Source organism: Acinetobacter sp. ACNIH3, assembly GCF_002918965.1.
GTDB lineage: Bacteria > Pseudomonadota > Gammaproteobacteria > Pseudomonadales > Moraxellaceae > Acinetobacter > Acinetobacter schindleri.
Genome location: NZ_PQLP01000009.1, coordinates 1 through 16,870 on the forward strand (window position 1 = coordinate 1; position 16,870 = coordinate 16,870).

Annotated in this window: 16 protein-coding genes; 12 read left to right on the plus strand and 4 right to left on the minus strand. The window is 42.1% G+C overall.

The genetic code is table 11. From position 1 onward, the window contains the following. A partial coding sequence (locus C3420_RS05975) for a hypothetical protein (RefSeq protein WP_031991246.1) occupies positions 1-215 on the plus strand: 215 nt, incomplete at its 5' end. Here the strand turns inward: C3420_RS05975 and C3420_RS05980 are convergent. Together C3420_RS05980 and C3420_RS05985 are read right to left on the minus strand one after the other, a co-directional pair. Then, positions 206-661, minus strand: coding sequence for a transposase family protein (locus C3420_RS05980; protein ID WP_103800120.1), 456 nt, complete (start codon positions 659-661; stop codon positions 206-208). The genes C3420_RS05975 and C3420_RS05980 overlap by 10 nt on opposite strands. Beyond that, complete coding sequence (locus C3420_RS05985; protein WP_101627154.1) at positions 609-1,019, minus strand: transposase family protein; 411 nt, start codon at positions 1,017-1,019, stop codon at positions 609-611. The genes C3420_RS05980 and C3420_RS05985 overlap by 53 nt, the downstream gene beginning before the upstream one ends. A 236-nt stretch (positions 1,020-1,255) precedes the next feature. On the opposite strand from C3420_RS05985, the gene C3420_RS05990 reads away from it, so the two are divergent. From C3420_RS05990 to C3420_RS06015, 6 genes are all read left to right on the plus strand, one after another. Then, a complete protein-coding gene (locus C3420_RS05990) occupies positions 1,256-2,347 on the plus strand; it encodes a BMP family ABC transporter substrate-binding protein (protein ID WP_103800121.1) in 1,092 nt (363 codons plus the stop codon). Positions 2,348-2,452: 105 nt separating this feature from the next. Beyond that, entirely contained in the window at positions 2,453-4,057 is a 1,605-nt protein-coding gene (locus tag C3420_RS05995; protein WP_392388371.1) for an ABC transporter ATP-binding protein, read from the plus strand. 41 nt (positions 4,058-4,098) lie between these two features. After that, a complete protein-coding gene (locus C3420_RS06000) occupies positions 4,099-5,196 on the plus strand; it encodes an ABC transporter permease (protein ID WP_004809347.1) in 1,098 nt (365 codons plus the stop codon). 21 nt (positions 5,197-5,217) lie between these two features. Beyond that, positions 5,218-6,138 (plus strand): ABC transporter permease, encoded by a 921-nt coding sequence (locus C3420_RS06005; protein ID WP_004809345.1) that lies wholly within the window; start codon positions 5,218-5,220, stop codon positions 6,136-6,138. A 32-nt stretch (positions 6,139-6,170) separates the two neighbouring features. Next, complete coding sequence (locus tag C3420_RS06010; RefSeq protein ID WP_004809343.1) at positions 6,171-7,556, plus strand: amidohydrolase family protein; 1,386 nt, start codon at positions 6,171-6,173, stop codon at positions 7,554-7,556. A 119-nt stretch (positions 7,557-7,675) separates the two neighbouring features. Further along, a complete protein-coding gene (locus tag C3420_RS06015; RefSeq protein WP_004809342.1) occupies positions 7,676-8,359 on the plus strand; it encodes a metallophosphoesterase in 684 nt (227 codons plus the stop codon). 79 nt (positions 8,360-8,438) lie between these two features. Here the strand turns inward: C3420_RS06015 and cynS are convergent, their stop codons facing one another. Beyond that, on the minus strand, positions 8,439-8,888 hold the full coding sequence (cynS, locus tag C3420_RS06020) for a cyanase (RefSeq protein WP_004809340.1): 450 nt from the start codon (positions 8,886-8,888) through the stop codon (positions 8,439-8,441). A 284-nt stretch (positions 8,889-9,172) separates the two neighbouring features. Between cynS and C3420_RS06025 the strand changes: the two genes are divergently transcribed. The 3 genes from C3420_RS06025 (at position 9,173) to C3420_RS06035 (ending at position 13,271) form a co-directional block, all read left to right on the plus strand. After that, positions 9,173-9,982, plus strand: a complete 810-nt coding sequence (locus C3420_RS06025) for a formate/nitrite transporter family protein (RefSeq protein ID WP_000323725.1) — start codon at positions 9,173-9,175, stop codon at positions 9,980-9,982. Between the two features lie 50 nt (positions 9,983-10,032). Next, complete coding sequence (locus C3420_RS06030) at positions 10,033-11,757, plus strand: bifunctional protein-serine/threonine kinase/phosphatase (RefSeq protein ID WP_008303565.1); 1,725 nt, start codon at positions 10,033-10,035, stop codon at positions 11,755-11,757. Between the two features lie 188 nt (positions 11,758-11,945). Beyond that, positions 11,946-13,271, plus strand: a complete 1,326-nt coding sequence (locus C3420_RS06035; RefSeq protein WP_103800123.1) for a PQQ-dependent sugar dehydrogenase — start codon at positions 11,946-11,948, stop codon at positions 13,269-13,271. A gap of 499 nt (positions 13,272-13,770) precedes the next feature. Here the strand turns inward: C3420_RS06035 and C3420_RS06040 are convergent, their stop codons facing one another. Next, positions 13,771-14,469, minus strand: coding sequence for a DUF1826 domain-containing protein (locus tag C3420_RS06040; protein WP_103800124.1), 699 nt, complete (start codon positions 14,467-14,469; stop codon positions 13,771-13,773). Between the two features lie 259 nt (positions 14,470-14,728). Between C3420_RS06040 and C3420_RS06045 the strand changes: the two genes are divergently transcribed. Together C3420_RS06045 and C3420_RS06050 are read left to right on the plus strand one after the other, a co-directional pair. After that, positions 14,729-15,727 carry a putative oxygenase MesX gene (locus C3420_RS06045; RefSeq protein WP_103800125.1) on the plus strand — a complete coding sequence of 333 codons (999 nt, stop codon included), beginning with the start codon at positions 14,729-14,731 and terminating at the stop codon, positions 15,725-15,727. A gap of 42 nt (positions 15,728-15,769) precedes the next feature. Beyond that, entirely contained in the window at positions 15,770-16,813 is a 1,044-nt protein-coding gene (locus C3420_RS06050; RefSeq protein ID WP_103800126.1) for a methionine synthase, read from the plus strand. Positions 16,814-16,870: the final 57 nt, after the last annotated feature.

Below are 16,870 nucleotides of genomic sequence, written 5' to 3' on the forward strand. Positions count from 1 at the left end.
AAAAAGGCACATGCGAAAATATGAATGGTTTAATTAGGCAATATTTACCTAAAGGGATTGATTTAAATCAGGCAGATCAGCATTATTTAAATCAAGTTGCCATGTCACTGAATACTCGTCCTAGAAAAGCGTTAGATTGGCTTACACCATTAGAGAAATTTGCTCAGCTTGTTGATTATCATAAGACTTTTCAAACTGTCGCACCTCATGTTTGAATTCGCCCAGCAATTAAATTGAATCTTAAACCCAGTCTTTTTCCTCGATTACGATATCGCTCAGCAAGGATTTTGAAGGTTTTTAAACTGCCAAATACATGCTCAATCCCAATTCTTCTTTTGTTGATTTCTTGATTATAGATTTTTAGTTCAGGATTCAATTTACAGCGCTTTTTTGCTTTTAATGGCAATAGGCTATTTGGATACACTGAGTAAATCCCTTGATAGCCTTTATCTGCAAGGATAAAGGCACCTGCCGGAATCTGATGCAAGTTTCGTTTGAAGAGTGCGAAATCATGTACAGCACCACGACTCGTGCATAAACTCAGAATTTGTTGAGTTCTATAATGAATGATGGCCTGTACTTTGAAAGTATGTGCCTTCTTTTTGCCACTATAGCTTTTCTTCTGTTTTTTTAGGTCTTTGTATTGGAATTTCTGTGGCATCAACAATCACCACGTTCCAGTCGATGCCTTCGCCCTTAGGTAAATGCTTCGGTAAATTAAATAGATTAGACTTGATCAGGCAGTCCTCTACATGACGGACAATTCTTGAAGCAGTCGGCTCTGACACACCATAACTAGTTGCAACATGGAACAATGTTCGATATTCACGCCAATAACTTAAGCACAGAAGGATTTGATCTTCTATGCTTAATTTGGTGGGTCTACCTTTAGCAGGAACATGCATTTTCAGTTGTTCCACCATTAAATCAAAGGTTGACCATGAGATGCCTGTGTATCGCTTAAACTGTGTTTCAGAAAGCTTCTTTGAATCGATGTATTTCATCCGCAGATTATGCATGAATATTTAAAATTCTTCGGTACAAATAATCAGCAAGAGACTGTTTGTTTTTTGATTTATGAAAGAGGCCTAATATTAAAAAATTACTTTTATTTTAAAAGAAATAAATTAAATAAATCATTTTTTAATCAAGTTGGAATAGTTATTGCTAATTATAAAAAGAACCGATTTTACTCATCTGAGTAAAGTTATTGATTAGTGTCCATGGGGCACAAGTACAAAAAGAGCGGAAGAGAATGAAAGAAAAAAAGATCTTTAAAACCGGATTCAAAACACTGATGGGGATACTATGTGCGGGTGGCCTGGTGGCGGCATCATTGACTCATGCACAGGATAAAGCAGCATTTGTATATATTGGCCCAACCAGTGACCATGGCTGGACCTATTCACATGATCAGGGCCGGATCAAGGCTGAAAAAGCGCTGGGCGGCAAATATAAAACCTCCTATATCGAAAATGTTCCAGAAACTGCCGACGCAGAGCGTGTTATCCGTAACCTGGCGCAGCAGGGGAATAAAGTCGTTTTTGCCACCTCATTTGGCTATATGAATGCCATGGAGAAAGTCTCCAAGCAGTTCCCAAATACGGTATTTATGCACGCCACTGGTTATAAGCAAGGCAAAAATCTGGGCGTATATGACGTTCGTACCTATGAGGGTGCCTATATGCTCGGTGTGGTTGCTGGACAGAAAACCAAAAACAATGTTTTAGGTGTCGTGGCATCATTCCCGATTCCTGAAGTGGTGCGCAACATCAATGCTTATACTGTGGGTGCGCAAAGCGTGAATCCAAAAGTGAAAACCAAAGTGATCTGGGTCAATTCATGGTTTAACCCGGGCAAGGAACGTGATGCTGCATTGGCATTGATTGCTCAAGGTGCCGATGTGTTGATGCAAAATACTGATTCTCCAGCAGTCGTTCAGGCAGCTGAACAGAAAGGGGTCTATGCCTTTGGCTGGGACTCGGACATGAGCAAATTTGGTCCTAAAGCCCATCTGGCGGCTTCGGTACTCCATTGGGAAAAAATCTACACCCCAGTGATGACTCAGGTCAGCAATAAAACATGGAAGCCAAGTGCACTGTGGTATGGGGTAAAACAGAAAGCTGTCGATATTGAGAGCTTTGGACCAATGGTAACCGCAGGTGAGAAAAAGAAAGCACTTGCTGTTCGAGATGCGATTCTGAAAGGTACCTTGCACCCATTTACTGGCCCGCTCTATAAACAGGATGGTTCAATGGTCATTGCTAAAGGTAAAACACTGGATGATGCCACCTTGAGCAAAATGAACTACTACGTAAAAGGTGTAGAAGGCTCACTTCCGAAATAAAAAACAAAATAACAGCCATCACATCATTCTAAACACAGGCTCATGATTCATCTGGTCTTTAGCAAAAGGCAGATGAATCAACCAGCCGCATAAATCAGGGCACTTATGATGAATCCAACACATGATCTGTCTACACCTATGCCCAAGATGAATACAGGTTCAGGCAAGGATATTCCGCGACTGGAGCTGGTCAATATCTGCAAAAGCTATAATTCACTCAAGGCAAATGACCAGATTCATTTGACTGTATATCCTGGACAGATTCACGCTATTTTGGGTGAAAATGGTGCTGGGAAAAGCACCCTCATGAAAATTATTTATGGTGCAGTCAAAGCCAATCAGGGACAAATTCTGTGGAATGGTAAAGAAGTCCGAATAGACAGTCCATCAATGGCGAGAAAACTCGGGATCGGCATGGTCTATCAGCACTTTTCCCTATTTGAGACCCTGACTGTTGCTGAAAATATTTTATTGGGACTGGATGAAAAAGTAGATTTACCGAACCTGAGCAAGAAAATTATTGCCGTTTCTGAACAGTATGGTTTACCTGTCGATCCGCGAAGGGAAGTTCATTCCTTATCGGTAGGTGAGCGGCAGCGTGTAGAAATTATTCGTTGCCTGTTACAACATCCAGCGCTGATTATCCTGGATGAGCCGACTTCAGTTTTGACACCCCAAGCGGTACGGCAGTTATTTAAAACTCTGCGCATGCTGGCATCTCAGGGAGTTTCTATTTTATATATCAGTCATAAACTGCATGAAATTAAAGAACTCTGTGATGAAGCCACGATTTTGCGTAATGGACAAGTCACCGGAAACGTCGATCCACGAGAAAAATCGACCAGTGATTTGGCCCGCCTGATGATTGGCCGTGATTTACCCACTTATATACGCGCAGAATATCAGGGCATACCAGAAACCTGTTTTCAGGTTGAAAATCTTGGCTATCAATCTGATGATCCTTTTGGTGTGTCCTTACAAAATATCAATCTTAGCGTTCAGGCAGGTGAAATTGTCGGTATTGCCGGTATTTCCGGAAATGGACAGGCCGAACTGCTGTCTTTATTGTCCGGCGAAGCGCTGACCAAAACCGGCAGGCTTTATCTGGAACAACAGGAGATTACTGCATTAACTGCTGGCCAGCGGCGTAATGTGGGACTTGGGTTTGTACCGGAAGAACGTTTAGGTCGTGGTGCCGTCCCCAATATGACATTGGCTCAAAATGCGCTATTGACCGCCTATCGTCAGAAACTCACCCGTTGGGGCTTGATTAAATTCTCAGATATCCAGACTTTTGCTGAAAAAATTATCAAAAAATTTGGGGTTAAGGCCAGTGGTGCGAACGCAGAAGCCCGTTCTTTATCGGGTGGAAATTTGCAGAAATTTATTGTCGGCCGTGAAATTCTGCAGAAGCCAAAATTCCTGATTGTGGCTCAGCCCACATGGGGCGTAGATGTAGGTGCTTCCATGTTTATCCGCCAGACGCTGATCGATCTGTCACGTCAAGGGGTCGGTATTTTGGTGATTTCCGAAGAACTCGAAGAACTGTTTGAGATGAGCGATCTCATTTGTGTACTCGCCAATGGCGAGCTGTCGAATCCAGTTCCAACCCAGCAAACCAATGCAGAAAGTATTGGCTTACTCATGTCTGGCATTCAACGCCATGAAGCGACCTCGACCACGGCAGAGGAGCAACACGCTCATGCTTAAGACTTTATTAGAACAACAAATGATCTGGGGAGGATGAGCACATGCATTTACTCGAACCACGTGAACATCCGTCACAACTGATGAAATGGCTGTCACCAGTCATTGCCCTGGCAGCCATGCTGGTCGTTGGCAGTATTTTATTTTTGATGCTGGGGATTAGCCCTGCACAGGCCATGTATGTATTTTTTATTGAACCGCTGATGACCTCCTATGGCTGGAGCGAGTTGGCCGTTAAAGCAGGTCCTTTGATTCTGATTGCCCTGGGTTTAGCTGTTGGGTTTCGTGCCAAACTGTTCAATATCGGTGCCGAAGGTCAGCTGATCATGGGTGCCATTTTTGGTGGTGGTATCGCACTGCTGTTCCATGAACAGGCAGGTTGGTGGATTTTACCTCTTATGATTTTTATGGGTGCAATTGGCGGTGCCTTATGGGGCGCAATTCCTGCATTACTGAAAACCCATTTTAATGCCGAAGAAACTCTGACCACCTTGATGATGAACTATGTCGCACTGTTTGTATTGCTCTATCTGGTCAATGGTCCTTGGCGTGATTCAGAGGGCATGAATTTTCCGCAAACTGTCATGTTTAGTGAAAGTGCAACCTTACCGATGATTCTGGAAGGAACACGGGTTAATGCTTCAATCTTTATCATCGCTGTGGCTGTGCTTCTGTTCTGGCTCTTTATGCGTAAAAGTATGACTGCTTTTAAACTGGAAGTCAGCGGACAAGCACCTCTAGCTGCTAAATATGCTGGTTTCTCATCTTCCAAAGCGATCTGGCTGAGTCTGGTGATTTCCGGAATGATGGCGGGGATTGCCGGGATATGTGAAGTAGCAGGCCCAATCGGTCAGCTGAATCCGAGCCTGTCACCGGGTTATGGCTATGCCGCAATTATTGTCGCTTATCTGGGTCGTCTGAATCCGATTGGTATCGTACTTTCCGGATCGTTAATGGCATTGATTTATCTCGGTGGGGAAATGGCACAAATGCAATTACAGCTTCCGGTCGCAATTACCGGGATATTCCAAGGCTTGCTGCTGTTTTTCCTGTTGGGATCGGATGCCTTGATTGAAAACCGTTACCGCTTTGCCAAAAAACGTGTAGTGCCTACAGCTGAACCTGCTTCGGCAAATGCTTAACAAGATCGGAGGAAAAACAATATGGCTATAGAAATGACCGCAATTCTAGCCGGCACAATCGCCGCAGCAACGCCTCTAATCTTTGCCGGTTTAGGTGAGTTGGTGTCACAGCGCACTGGGGTAATTAATTTAGGCGTAGAAGGCATGATGCTGGTCGGTGCCATTGCCGGTTTTGCCTTTGCTGCCCAATATGAAGCCAGTGTATTTAGTGCCTTATTGATCGGTGGGCTGGCAGGTATGCTGATGGCATTGATCTTTGCTTTCTTCACCTTATCACTTAGTACTAATCAGTCGGCCTGTGGTTTGGCTTTAACTATTTTTGGGCTGGGTATTTCTGCATTTTTAGGTCAGAACTATGTCAGCATGGCTCTACCGGGTTTAAGTAGCTGGAATATACCTGTACTGGCAGATATTCCCTTTATTGGTCCAATCCTGTTTCAGCAAAACTATGTGGTCTATCTGTCCATACTGGCATTTTTTGCTGTGTGGTTTGTACTGGCGAAAACCCGTCTGGGCTTGCTGTTAAAAGCAGTAGGAGAGTCACCTGAAAGTGCACATGCCATGGGTTACCACGTACTGGCTATTCGCTACGGCGCTGTCCTGTTTGGCGGCTTGATGGCAGGTATTGGGGGAGCATTCTTATCCACTGTATATACCCCAATGTGGATTGAAAATATGGTCGCAGGTCGGGGCTGGATTGCAATTGCTCTGGTGGTCTTTGCTGTCTGGAAACCATCCCGACTGATGCTGGGTGCTTATTTGTTCGGTGGTGTGACCATCCTGCAGTTTCATGCACAGGCATTGGGGATCAAAGTACCCAATGAGTTTTTAGCAGCTCTGCCTTATCTGGCGACGATTGTAGTACTAGTCGTGATTTCCCGAGACAAGAAACTTTTGAAGATGAATCTGCCAGCGTCATTAGGCAAAACGTTTGTGCCTTAAACCTATCAATTAAAAAGATGATATAGAACAAAATGAAAATATTAGCAGCAGCCTATGTGCTGACCATGAATAGTCAAAATGAATGCATCAAAAATGGGGCGATATTGATTGAGGGAGACCGAATCAAGGCCATAGGAACCAAGACCGAACTTACCCAAAAATATCCCAATGTCATCGTGCGTGATTATCCTGAAGCCCTATTAATGCCAGGCTTAATCAATACGCACTGTCATTCCGGACTATTAAGAGGCACTGCTGAAGGACTGCCAGTATGGGATTGGCTGGAACAGTTTATTGATCCCATGCATCGTGTACTTCAACCTGAAGATGCCAAGGCTGCCTCGTATTTGTGTTATGCAGAAGCATTATTATCCGGTACCACGACCATTGTCGATATGTGGCGCTACATGGATGGTAGTGCAGAAGCCGCACAACAGCTTGGTATCCGTGCTATCTTGGTACCTTATGTCGCCGAGCACCCTGATCATGACTATTTTGAAACCCTAAAAACGAATGAAGCCCTGATTAATCGTTGGCATCAGCAAAGTCATGGCCAAATTCAGGTCTGGGTGGGCTTAGAACATCTGTTTTATGCTGAACCTCATGCACTCAAACGTATTCAAAGCTTATGCCAGGATTATCAGACCGGTTTTCACACCCATAGCAATGAAAGCCAGTTTGATGTCCAGGAAAACTTGCGCCGTCATGGTGTACGTCCAATCCAGACACTGGAACAGCTGGGTCTTTTAGATTTGCCACATACCTTACTTGCACATTGTGTGTGGGCAGATTCTAATGAAATTCAAATTTTGAAAGAACACAATGTTGGAGTTGCCCATAATCCAGTTTCAAACATGAAACTGGCCTCAGGTGCTGCGCCTGTACTGGATATGCTCAAACAGGGGATTGCTGTCGGTTTAGGCACAGATGGAGAAAAAGAAAATAACAATCTGGATATGTTTGAGGAAATGAAGACGGCTTCTTTATTGGCCAAGTTTTCTTCTTTGGATGCAGCAGCCCTAGATGCATGGTCTGTTTGCCAGATGGCCACCTGCTTAGGTGCAAAGGCATTGGGCATGCAGGATCAGATTGGTAGCCTGCAAGTGGGGAAGCTAGCTGACATTATTGCTGTAGATATTGCGACCCCACGTATGACGCCGCTGGTGGATGAAGGCCGATTATTTAATTTATATACTAATCTTGTACATGCTGTTCAGGGACAGGATGTCATTATGACCATGGTTGGCGGTAAAATTGTCACTGAAGGTGGGCAATTGCTGAATGCAGATCTACAAAGTTTAATCGATGAAGTCAATCGGGTTACACCTTTACTCTTTAAACGACGTGATGCATGGATGGCACACAAAGGTAAAGCTATCAATGAATTAAATCGAAATTCAGCTGAGGAAACTGAATAAATACTAGCTTAGCAATGAGCTATATTGCAGACTGTATAAACCAGTAACCCAAATTTAAACCTGTATACCTATCCTAATCGCATCGTCCTATTTTAGTGATTTCAAAGATTCCACATATCATGATGACGCTAAGCAGAAATATTCGAGGAGCAGATTATGCTGCCATTTATGTGGTCGGAGATCTGCATGGTTGCTATCGCCTTCTGATGCAAGAATTGGAAAAAATCCGGTTTAATTTTGAGCAAGATTTGCTGATATGTACCGGTGATCTAGTGGATCGAGGCAGTGAAAATCTGGAATGTATTTCTTTATTAGATCAGCCATGGTTCTCGAGCGTCCGAGGCAATCACGAGGAAATGTGCATCAAAGGGCGTGATGATGTATGGGTTCAGGATATGCATGCACGAAATGGTGGCGAATGGTTCTATCTGTTGTCCACCGAAAAACAGGATGAACTCAGCGAAATCTTCTCTCAGCTTCCATTGGTCATTGAAATTCAACTTGAAGATAAAAAGATTGGCATTTTGCATGCGGATATTGATATCCATGACTGGAATCAGTTTAAGACAAACATTGCCAAAGGCGAACGAAAAATTCCGGGTTTAACTTCAGCTTATACTAATGCGTTATGGGGAAGAGGCCGTATCCGGCATCATTCCAAGCGCTATGGAACCGTTAAAAACATTGATGAGATCTATTTAGGGCATACCATTGTGAAAAAACATATCCGGATTGATAACTGTCACTATATTGATATCGGTTCCTCTTATACGCAGAAGCTGTGTATTGTCAAAATTAAATGAGGATAAGGGCGGTAGTATAAAAGATCTCCTTACGAAGAAATAAAAAGCCATCAATATGATGGCTTGATTAAACGATTAATTAATAGGTTTTATAAGGTAAAAACTTGCCAGACAATACGACATCTACCCGGTCACCGTTCGGGTTTTCCTCACGCTGAATATCCATGCTGAAGTCGATGGCACTCATAATGCCATCACCAAATTCTTCATGGATCAGCTCTTTAATAGTCGAACCATATACATTCACCACTTCATACCAACGGTAAATTAAAGGATCCGTAGGCACACTGGTTGGCAAAGAGCCTTTATAAGGTACAATTTGCAGCCATGCCACCGCCTCATCACTAAGGTCAAAAATCTGACCAATTTTCTCTGCCTGTTGCTTATTAAATGCCATTTGTCCCAGGCAGGCAGCCGTTACCCATTCTTTAGAAAGACCAATTTCCTTGGCGACATCTGCCCATTTAATTGACTTTAAAACTTTCGCTGAAATGATCATGTCAGTTACTTGTTGACGATGGGTAATCATAAAAATCTCCAGGTTATTTTTGAAATACATTTATATGAATTTTCATTAATGCAGTTCTCATGCCAACTAGAGGACCAAATTAATTTTAAATAGAGTGCAAAAAATTGAATGATTTTTAAATAATTTATGGCACAGCTTTTGCTTCATTTATAACAAGCATGGCAATGGCGCCATAACAAAATTACCTGTTCTGATATTTAAGGCAACGACGCCTAAGGTTTCAAAGACCTTAGGCGTCTTTTTGTTTAAAAACAGGTCCAGATATTAAAAATGAGGACGATGACATGGCATATCTTGCTCCTGCAGAGTTTGCAAAAAAAGTGGTAGATGCGGGTGAATCCAAATTACATATGGCAACCCGTGATGTATTGATTCGTGCCTTTATGGCAGGTGCGATTTTGGCGCTGGCAGCGGTATTTGCCATTACCATAGCCGTGCAAACAGGATCAGCACTAATTGGTGCGCTTCTGTTTCCAGTTGGTTTTTGTATGTTGTATTTATTGGGCTATGACCTGTTAACTGGGGTGTTTGTACTTACGCCGCTGGCATGGCTAGATAAACGCCCAGGGGTGACATGGGGACGTATTCTAAAAAACTGGGGCTTGGTGTTTGTAGGGAACTTTACAGGCTGTTTAGTCGTTGCGGTGCTCATGGCAGCGGTTTATACCATGGGTTTTGCAGCGGATCCAAACCCTGTCGGCGTGAAAATTGCGCATATTGGTGAGGAGCGGACATTAGGTTATGCCGAATACGGATTCGCCGGCTGGATGACTATTTTTATCCGTGGCATGCTGTGTAACTGGATGGTGTCATTAGGTGTCATTGGCGCGATGATGTCTACTACGGTGAGTGGCAAATTCATTGCCATGTGGATGCCAATTATGCTGTTCTTTGCCATGGGCTTTGAGCATTCTGTAGTGAACATGTTCCTGTTTCCATTTGCCATGATGATGGGCGGTGACTTCTCGATTGCTGACTACTTCCTATGGAATGAATTGCCGGTTGCTTTGGGTAATCTGGTGGGTGGTTTGGCATTAACAGGTCTGGCACTTTATACCACCCATGTCCGTACTGGTGTTAAAAAAGAATTTTAATATTCACCATTTTATAAAGGGATCGTATAGATCCCTTTTGAGCTTTCAGCATGAAAAAAACATTAAAAGTCAGTATTGGGCAATATTCTACTGCCGGAATTAAACAACAGAACCAGGATTTCCATGGAGTATATCTGCCCGAAGGACATGTGCTGAAACAGAAAGGTATTGCCTGTGTTATAGCGGATGGAATCGGTAGCAGTAATGTCAGTCATCTTGCAGCAGAAACCGCCGTTGGCAGTTTTTTATCTGACTATTATTCTACTTCAGATGCCTGGAGTACACAGACTTCAGCAGAACGGGTGATCCGCGCGACCAATTCATGGCTTTATGCACAGACTCAACAAAGTCAAGGACGTTTTGATAAAGACCGAGGTTATGTCTGTACCTTATCTGCACTGATTTTAAAACAGCAACAAGCCCATATTTTTCATGTTGGTGATAGTCGTATTTACCGCATTCGCGATCATGAAATTGAATTACTGACCCATGATCATCGTGTCTGGTTGTCATCCAGAGAGCATTATCTCAGCCGAGCCTTAGGTGCAGATTATCGTATTGAAATTGATTATCGAAATATTGAGCTCAAAGAAAAAGATATTTTTTTACTGATGACCGATGGGGTCTATGAATTTGTCACAGATCAACAATTATTAGATTTAACTTTAATAGATGCAGATTTAAATCAACTTGCCAAAGCATTAGTTGAAAAAGCCTTAGAACAGGGCAGTGATGATAACTTAAGTCTCCAGGTGATCCGTGTAGAACAGCTGCCTGAACTGAATCAGTTTCATATTCAGCAGGATTATGTATTTCCACAACAGCTCAGTAAAGGTGAAGTTTTTGAAGGTTATGTGATTGATAAGATTTTGCACCAAAATCATCGCAGTTGCCTGTATTTGGCACACGATACTCAGCAGCAGCCTTTGGTCATAAAAACTTTGGGAGTAGATTTACAGCAAGATAAGCATGCCGTAGAGCAGTTTCAACTCGAAGATTGGGTATCGAAACGTCTGAAACATGACAACCTGATGCAGTGTTATCCACATAACACAGAGAAACAATATTTATTCCAATGTTATGAATATTTGCAGGGTGAAACCTTGGCCCAATGGCTGCATCGCCAGGAAAAGCCTTTAAATCTCGATGAGATTTTACCAATTTTGCAACAAACGGCCTTGGCTTTAAATGCGATGCATCGGCTGGAGATGCTGCATCAGGATATACGGCCAAAGAACATCATGGTTTTAAATGCAGAAAATGCCATGAAAATTAAACTGATTGATTATGGTTCAACAGCAGTAAGAGGTCTGGTCGAAATTAATCCTAAAAATGCGAATCGACCCCTCGGAACCTTGGCATTTATGGCACCGGAGTATTTTATTGATCATTCGCCATCTGTACATTCAGACCAATTTTCTTTGGCGGTAATGGCCTATTATTTACTCACCAAACAATTACCTTATGGGACAGATTTAGCTCGCTGTAACAGCTTAAAGCAGCTTAAAAAAGTTCAATATCATTCCATCAGGAAATATCGGCCTGATTTACCTATATGGTTAGATAAAATTTTAGGCCAAGCGCTGAGTATTGAACCGACACATCGTTTTGAGGCCTTGTCTGAACTCATTCATAATCTAACGCATCCTTCCAAAGAATTATTAAACTCTAAACCACCAGCAATCATTGAACGTGATCCTTTACGTTTTTGGCAAATGAGTTGCGCCGTATTAGGGCTATTATTTTTACTGAGTATTGCATGGCCATTTATTTGAAAAGACAGGATCAAACCATGCTTAAAATTGAAGGTACATAGATAAGTTTTTATTCAAACTAGACCATGAGATTGAATGTCAAAAGCGCAGCAATCAATCAACAACCAGATAAAACAAGAACCCTATAGTTGTCATTTGAATAGACTTCTAAGATAAGCAGATAACAACAAAAAAAGCAGGGAACCAAAATGTCTGCTCAAATTTTATCGTCTATCCTGAGTACTGCCATAATATTGGCATTCGCTGGATGTACATCGTCATCCAAGTCTCCGATTACAGACAGTTATGGTCCTCAACCTGAGCTGCCTGAACCTAAATCCAGTTTGTTCCCTGTCGTTAATATCGCACCAGCCAAAGGCTGGCCAGTAAATACTATGCCTACACCGGCTGCGGGTTTAAAAGTGCAGGCTTTTGCCAAAGGTCTTCAGCATCCACGTTGGCTCTATGTTCTGCCGAATGGAGATGTATTGGTGGCGGAAACTGATGCGCCGCCCAAGCCTGAAGATAGTCAGGGGATTAAGGGTAAAATCATGAAAATGGTCATGAAAAGGGCAGGATCTTCTCATCCAAGTCCTAACCGTATTAGTCTACTTCGTGATAATAACCATGACGGCGTTGCTGATCAGAAAACAGTATTTTTGCAGAATTTAAACTCACCATTTGGCATGACCCTAGTTGGAAATACACTATATGTAGCGAATACAGATGCTTTAGTAGGTTTTCCTTATCAGCAAGGTATCACTCAAATCAAAGAAAGTGGTCGCAAAGTATTGGCTTTACCGGCAGGTCCCTTAAACCATCATTGGACCAAAAACGTGATTGCCAATCCTGAAGGAACCAAACTCTACATTACAGTTGGCTCCAACAGCAATGTAGCTGAAAATGGCCTAGACCAAGAAAAAGGACGAGCTCTGATCATGGAATTTGATATGGCTAGTTCTAAGGCACGGCCATTTGCAACTGGCTTACGTAATCCTAATGGTATGGATTGGCAGCCTCAAAGTGGAGCATTATGGACGGTAGTCAATGAGCGGGATGAAATCGGGAATGATTTGGTACCTGACTATATGACCTCAGTGAAAGACGGCGCTTTTTATGGCTGGCCTTATAGTTATTATGGTCAACATATAGATACACGGGTAAAACCACAAAATCCCGGACTGGTAGCACGGGCGATTAAACCGGATTATGCATTGGGCAACCACACGGCATCATTAGGTTTGAGTTTTTATAAAGCTGAGTTAATGCCTCAATATCGCGGTGGTGCACTAATTGGTCAGCATGGTTCTTGGAACAGAAAACCACATAGTGGCTATAAAGTAATTTTTGTACCATTTAGTAATGGTCAGCCTTCCGGTACCCCACAAGATGTCCTGACAGGCTTTTTAAGCAAAAATGGAGAGGCATTAGGAAGGCCAGTGGGTGTAACAGTAGATTTATCAGGCGCAATATTGGTTGCTGATGATGTAGGAGATACAATTTGGCGTGTGTCACCAGATGAACAGGTCCGTTAATCAGCAAGAAAAGAGATAGGAATGTTTATATTCAAAAACTTAGATACCAGTATGCTATAGTTTTACTTGAGAAAATATTCAAAAAAAAAATAAAAGCCTTATAGTCTCTCCCAAAACTATAAGGCTTAGCGGCTGTAGTCTCTTCTTTTATCACTTACTATCCCGGTAAGTTCGCTGTCTTGGCGACTTTATTATCGTTATAATGCGATTATTATCAGCTTTCCTTGCTGACTCTTTATGTGAAATATAATGTCAAAAATTTTGACGATAGAAAATAGGGTAATTACTCTAATTTGTGTAAGCAATTTCCTACAAAAAATAACACTTTTATACAAAATAAAACATTATATGAAAATTCTTGTAAATACATTCACTTCTAATACGCTCAAACCAATGTATTTTAATGTTTTTTTATTAATAAATAATTAATACAGTACATCCCCTTTAGGTATCATTGCTTAACCAAATATCTATAATTAACCTCTTCTAAGAAGCCAATTTAACAAATTAATAGCAATCTATATTCTCCATCATTTTCAACAGGAGCTCTATGCACACAGGGTAAAACTTGCTGTGCTGGATGATCAACAGCGAGTCGCCAGAGATTTCCCGTGTCTAAATTGACAGGCTTTACATCAGCTTTAGCCCGATAATGCAGATCGAAGAAATATTCTTCCAGAAACGTCTCAAACTCAGTTTCTGATCCGTCATGTAACTGCTTGAGTTGTTCCCTGATTTCAGGAATCAAGATTTTTTGCTCAACCTGGTCATTGGGCAAAATCTCACTTGCAGCACCGTGATAGGTGCATAAAAATGTATCCGTTTCGATAGGGGAGCGATCCACATGGTAGGAATAGACATCGGTCGAAATAAAATCAAACTCATCATCCCGTTCATAGCATTTCAGCAAATTCAGGCAAGGAGAAGCGCCGTAGTCAGTCAATAGCTGCATATCTTTTAATATGATTTCTCTAGCCACATGACCCTGTTCAGAAAGCTGAAGCGCCAAAAGATCTTCAACAGAAACTTCAGTCATATTTCCTTTTAAATCAAGTTTAGCAACGATTTCTTTAAAATCACCAGACAAATTTCTAGACCAGCAGATGGCATTCGCCTCGCCCAAAAAATCCGAATATACAAGTTCAGAAAAAGTTGAAACCACTCGAACTTGAGGATTGCCAGAAAAGATATTGGTCATTTCAAAATGAAGTCGCTATTTATAAACCGTGCTCAATAATACACTTTGATGTTTAGAAATAAATAATGATCGGCAATATAAACTAGAATCTTAATTTCCTTATTGGAGTATAGATCATTATTTATACATTACACTTGTTAAGATGAATTTAACTCATCTTTTACTGAATTTATATCGTTTTACTCATGTTTGGATTCACGCTTAAATACAGCCATACAGAAATTTGCTTTTTTTATAAAAATTTAGGTGGCATATCTCCATGAGTACAGCATTCCAATGTTCAATTAAACGTATTCGTTTTGATGAGAACTACGAACCAGCAAACAATACACGTCTAACCACCAACTTTGCCAATCTGGCACGTGGTGAAAGCCGTCAGGAGAATCTTCGTCGTACACTTGCGATGATTAACAACCGCTTTAACAGCTTGGCGACTGCCGATAATCCTAGAGGTGATCGTTATTCACTGGAGATCGATATCATCTCTGCTGAAATTGATATTGAGGGCAATGGTCAAACCTTTCCCTTTATTGAAACCTTGAAAAGTACCATTATCGACCATCATACCAATGAACGCATTGAAGGCATGATCGGGAATAGCTTCTCATCTTATGTACGTGATTATGACTTCAGTGTGGTATTGCCATCACTCGGCTGTAAGGCCAATGAAAAACCCGAAGACTTTGGTGACCTGCACGGCAAGCTGTACCAGCATCTTGTGAATTCAGCAGTCTTTAAAGCTGAATTTAATAAACAGCCTGTGATTTGTCTGAGTGTTTCAACCACGAAAACCTATTACCGCAGTGCCAATGTGCATCCTGTTCTAGGCGTGGAATACACCAATGATGAATATTCACGTACTGATGAATATTTCAAAAAAATGGGCTTAAGTGTTCGCTACTTTAAACCTGAAAATGGCAATGCGCCGTTGGCATTCTACTTTGCTGGTGACTTGCTGCATGATTACACCGATTTTGAACTGATCAGTGCGATCAGCACCATGGAAAGCTTCCAGAAAATCTATCGTCCTGAAATTTACAACACCAATTCACCCGCAGGTGTGGTGTATCAGCCTAGCTTGAGCTATGGCGACTATTCATTAACTCGCATTGTCTATGATCGTGTTGAACGTGGGGAACTAGCAGTCAAACAAGGTAAATGGACAGAGGAAAACTTCATTAAGCCATATAAAGACATTCTGGATGAATGGGCTGCCAATTTTAAAGTAGCAACGGCTCAGCAAGACAACGCTGCCTGATAGATCACATATATAAACGAATTTAGAGAAAGAAGATTAGACATGGCACTTTTACAACCTGAAAAGTTACTCCCGACCTCTACAGCAGGCAGCTTGCCAAAACCGTCCTGGCTGGCAGAACCTGAAAAGCTCTGGTCAGCTTGGAAACTTGAAGGTAAAGAACTACTAGAAGCGAAACGTGATGCCTTAAAACTGTCTTTGCATGAACAAGTCCATGCTGGCATTGATATTGTCAGTGATGGTGAACAGACCCGTCAGCACTTTGTGACCACGTTTATCGAGCATCTTGAAGGGGTGGATTTTGAAAAACGTGAAACCATGCGTATCCGTAACCGTTATGATGCCAGCGTACCTTCAGTAGTCGGTGAAGTTTCCCGTAAAAAAGCAGTGTTTGTGGATGATGCAAAATTTTTGCGTAGCCAAACCACGCAGCCGATCAAATGGGCACTGCCTGGCCCAATGACCATGATTGATACGCTGTACGATGGTCACTACAAGAGCCGTGAAAAACTGGCATGGGAATTTGCCAAAATTCTGAATCAGGAAGCACTTGAGTTAGAGGCAGCAGGGGTTGATATCATTCAGTTTGATGAGCCAGCATTCAATGTGTTTTTCGATGAAGTGAATGACTGGGGCGTAGCAACTTTAGAACGTGCGCTTGAAGGTCTGCAATGTGAAACTGCGGTACACATTTGTTATGGTTATGGCATTAAAGCCAATACCGATTGGAAAAAGACCCTCGGTAATGAATGGCGTCAGTACGAAGCAGCCTTCCCTAAACTGCAACAATCTAAAATTGATATCGTGTCACTCGAGTGTCAAAACTCGCGTGTACCGATGGATCTGATTGAGCTGATTCGGGGTAAAAAAGTCATGGTTGGTGCGATTGATGTTGCAACCAATCAAATCGAAACGCCTGAGGAAGTAGCTAATACACTGCGTAAAGCCTTGCAATTTGTGGATGCAGACAAATTGTATCCATCAACCAACTGCGGGATGACACCGTTGTCTCGTCAAGTGGCTCGGGGCAAACTCGAAGCACTAAGTGCAGGGGCAGCGATTGTTCGTCAAGAGCTGGGCGCTTAGCACGAAATGGTCTTCACCAGAGGAGGGTAAATGATCCATAAATTATTTGCCTGACTT

Bases quoted from the DNA above. Each gene is read 5' to 3' on its own strand.
- C3420_RS05995 (WP_392388371.1), top strand. From the start codon at position 2,453: ATGATGAATCCAACACATGATCTGTCTACACCTATGCCCAAGATGAAT.
- cynS (WP_004809340.1), bottom strand. From the start codon at position 8,888: ATGATTACCCATCGTCAACAAGTAACTGACATGATCATTTCAGCGAAA.
- C3420_RS05985 (WP_101627154.1), bottom strand. From the start codon at position 1,019: ATGCATAATCTGCGGATGAAATACATCGATTCAAAGAAGCTTTCTGAA.
- C3420_RS06010 (WP_004809343.1), top strand. From the start codon at position 6,171: ATGAAAATATTAGCAGCAGCCTATGTGCTGACCATGAATAGTCAAAAT.
- C3420_RS06045 (WP_103800125.1), top strand. From the start codon at position 14,729: ATGAGTACAGCATTCCAATGTTCAATTAAACGTATTCGTTTTGATGAG.
- C3420_RS06030 (WP_008303565.1), top strand. From the start codon at position 10,033: ATGAAAAAAACATTAAAAGTCAGTATTGGGCAATATTCTACTGCCGGA.
- C3420_RS06000 (WP_004809347.1), top strand. From the start codon at position 4,099: ATGCATTTACTCGAACCACGTGAACATCCGTCACAACTGATGAAATGG.
- C3420_RS05980 (WP_103800120.1), bottom strand. From the start codon at position 661: ATGCCACAGAAATTCCAATACAAAGACCTAAAAAAACAGAAGAAAAGC.
- C3420_RS06035 (WP_103800123.1), top strand. From the start codon at position 11,946: ATGTCTGCTCAAATTTTATCGTCTATCCTGAGTACTGCCATAATATTG.
- C3420_RS06040 (WP_103800124.1), bottom strand. From the start codon at position 14,469: ATGACCAATATCTTTTCTGGCAATCCTCAAGTTCGAGTGGTTTCAACT.
- C3420_RS06005 (WP_004809345.1), top strand. From the start codon at position 5,218: ATGGCTATAGAAATGACCGCAATTCTAGCCGGCACAATCGCCGCAGCA.
- C3420_RS06050 (WP_103800126.1), top strand. From the start codon at position 15,770: ATGGCACTTTTACAACCTGAAAAGTTACTCCCGACCTCTACAGCAGGC.
- C3420_RS05990 (WP_103800121.1), top strand. From the start codon at position 1,256: ATGAAAGAAAAAAAGATCTTTAAAACCGGATTCAAAACACTGATGGGG.
- C3420_RS06015 (WP_004809342.1), top strand. From the start codon at position 7,676: ATGATGACGCTAAGCAGAAATATTCGAGGAGCAGATTATGCTGCCATT.
- C3420_RS06025 (WP_000323725.1), top strand. From the start codon at position 9,173: ATGGCATATCTTGCTCCTGCAGAGTTTGCAAAAAAAGTGGTAGATGCG.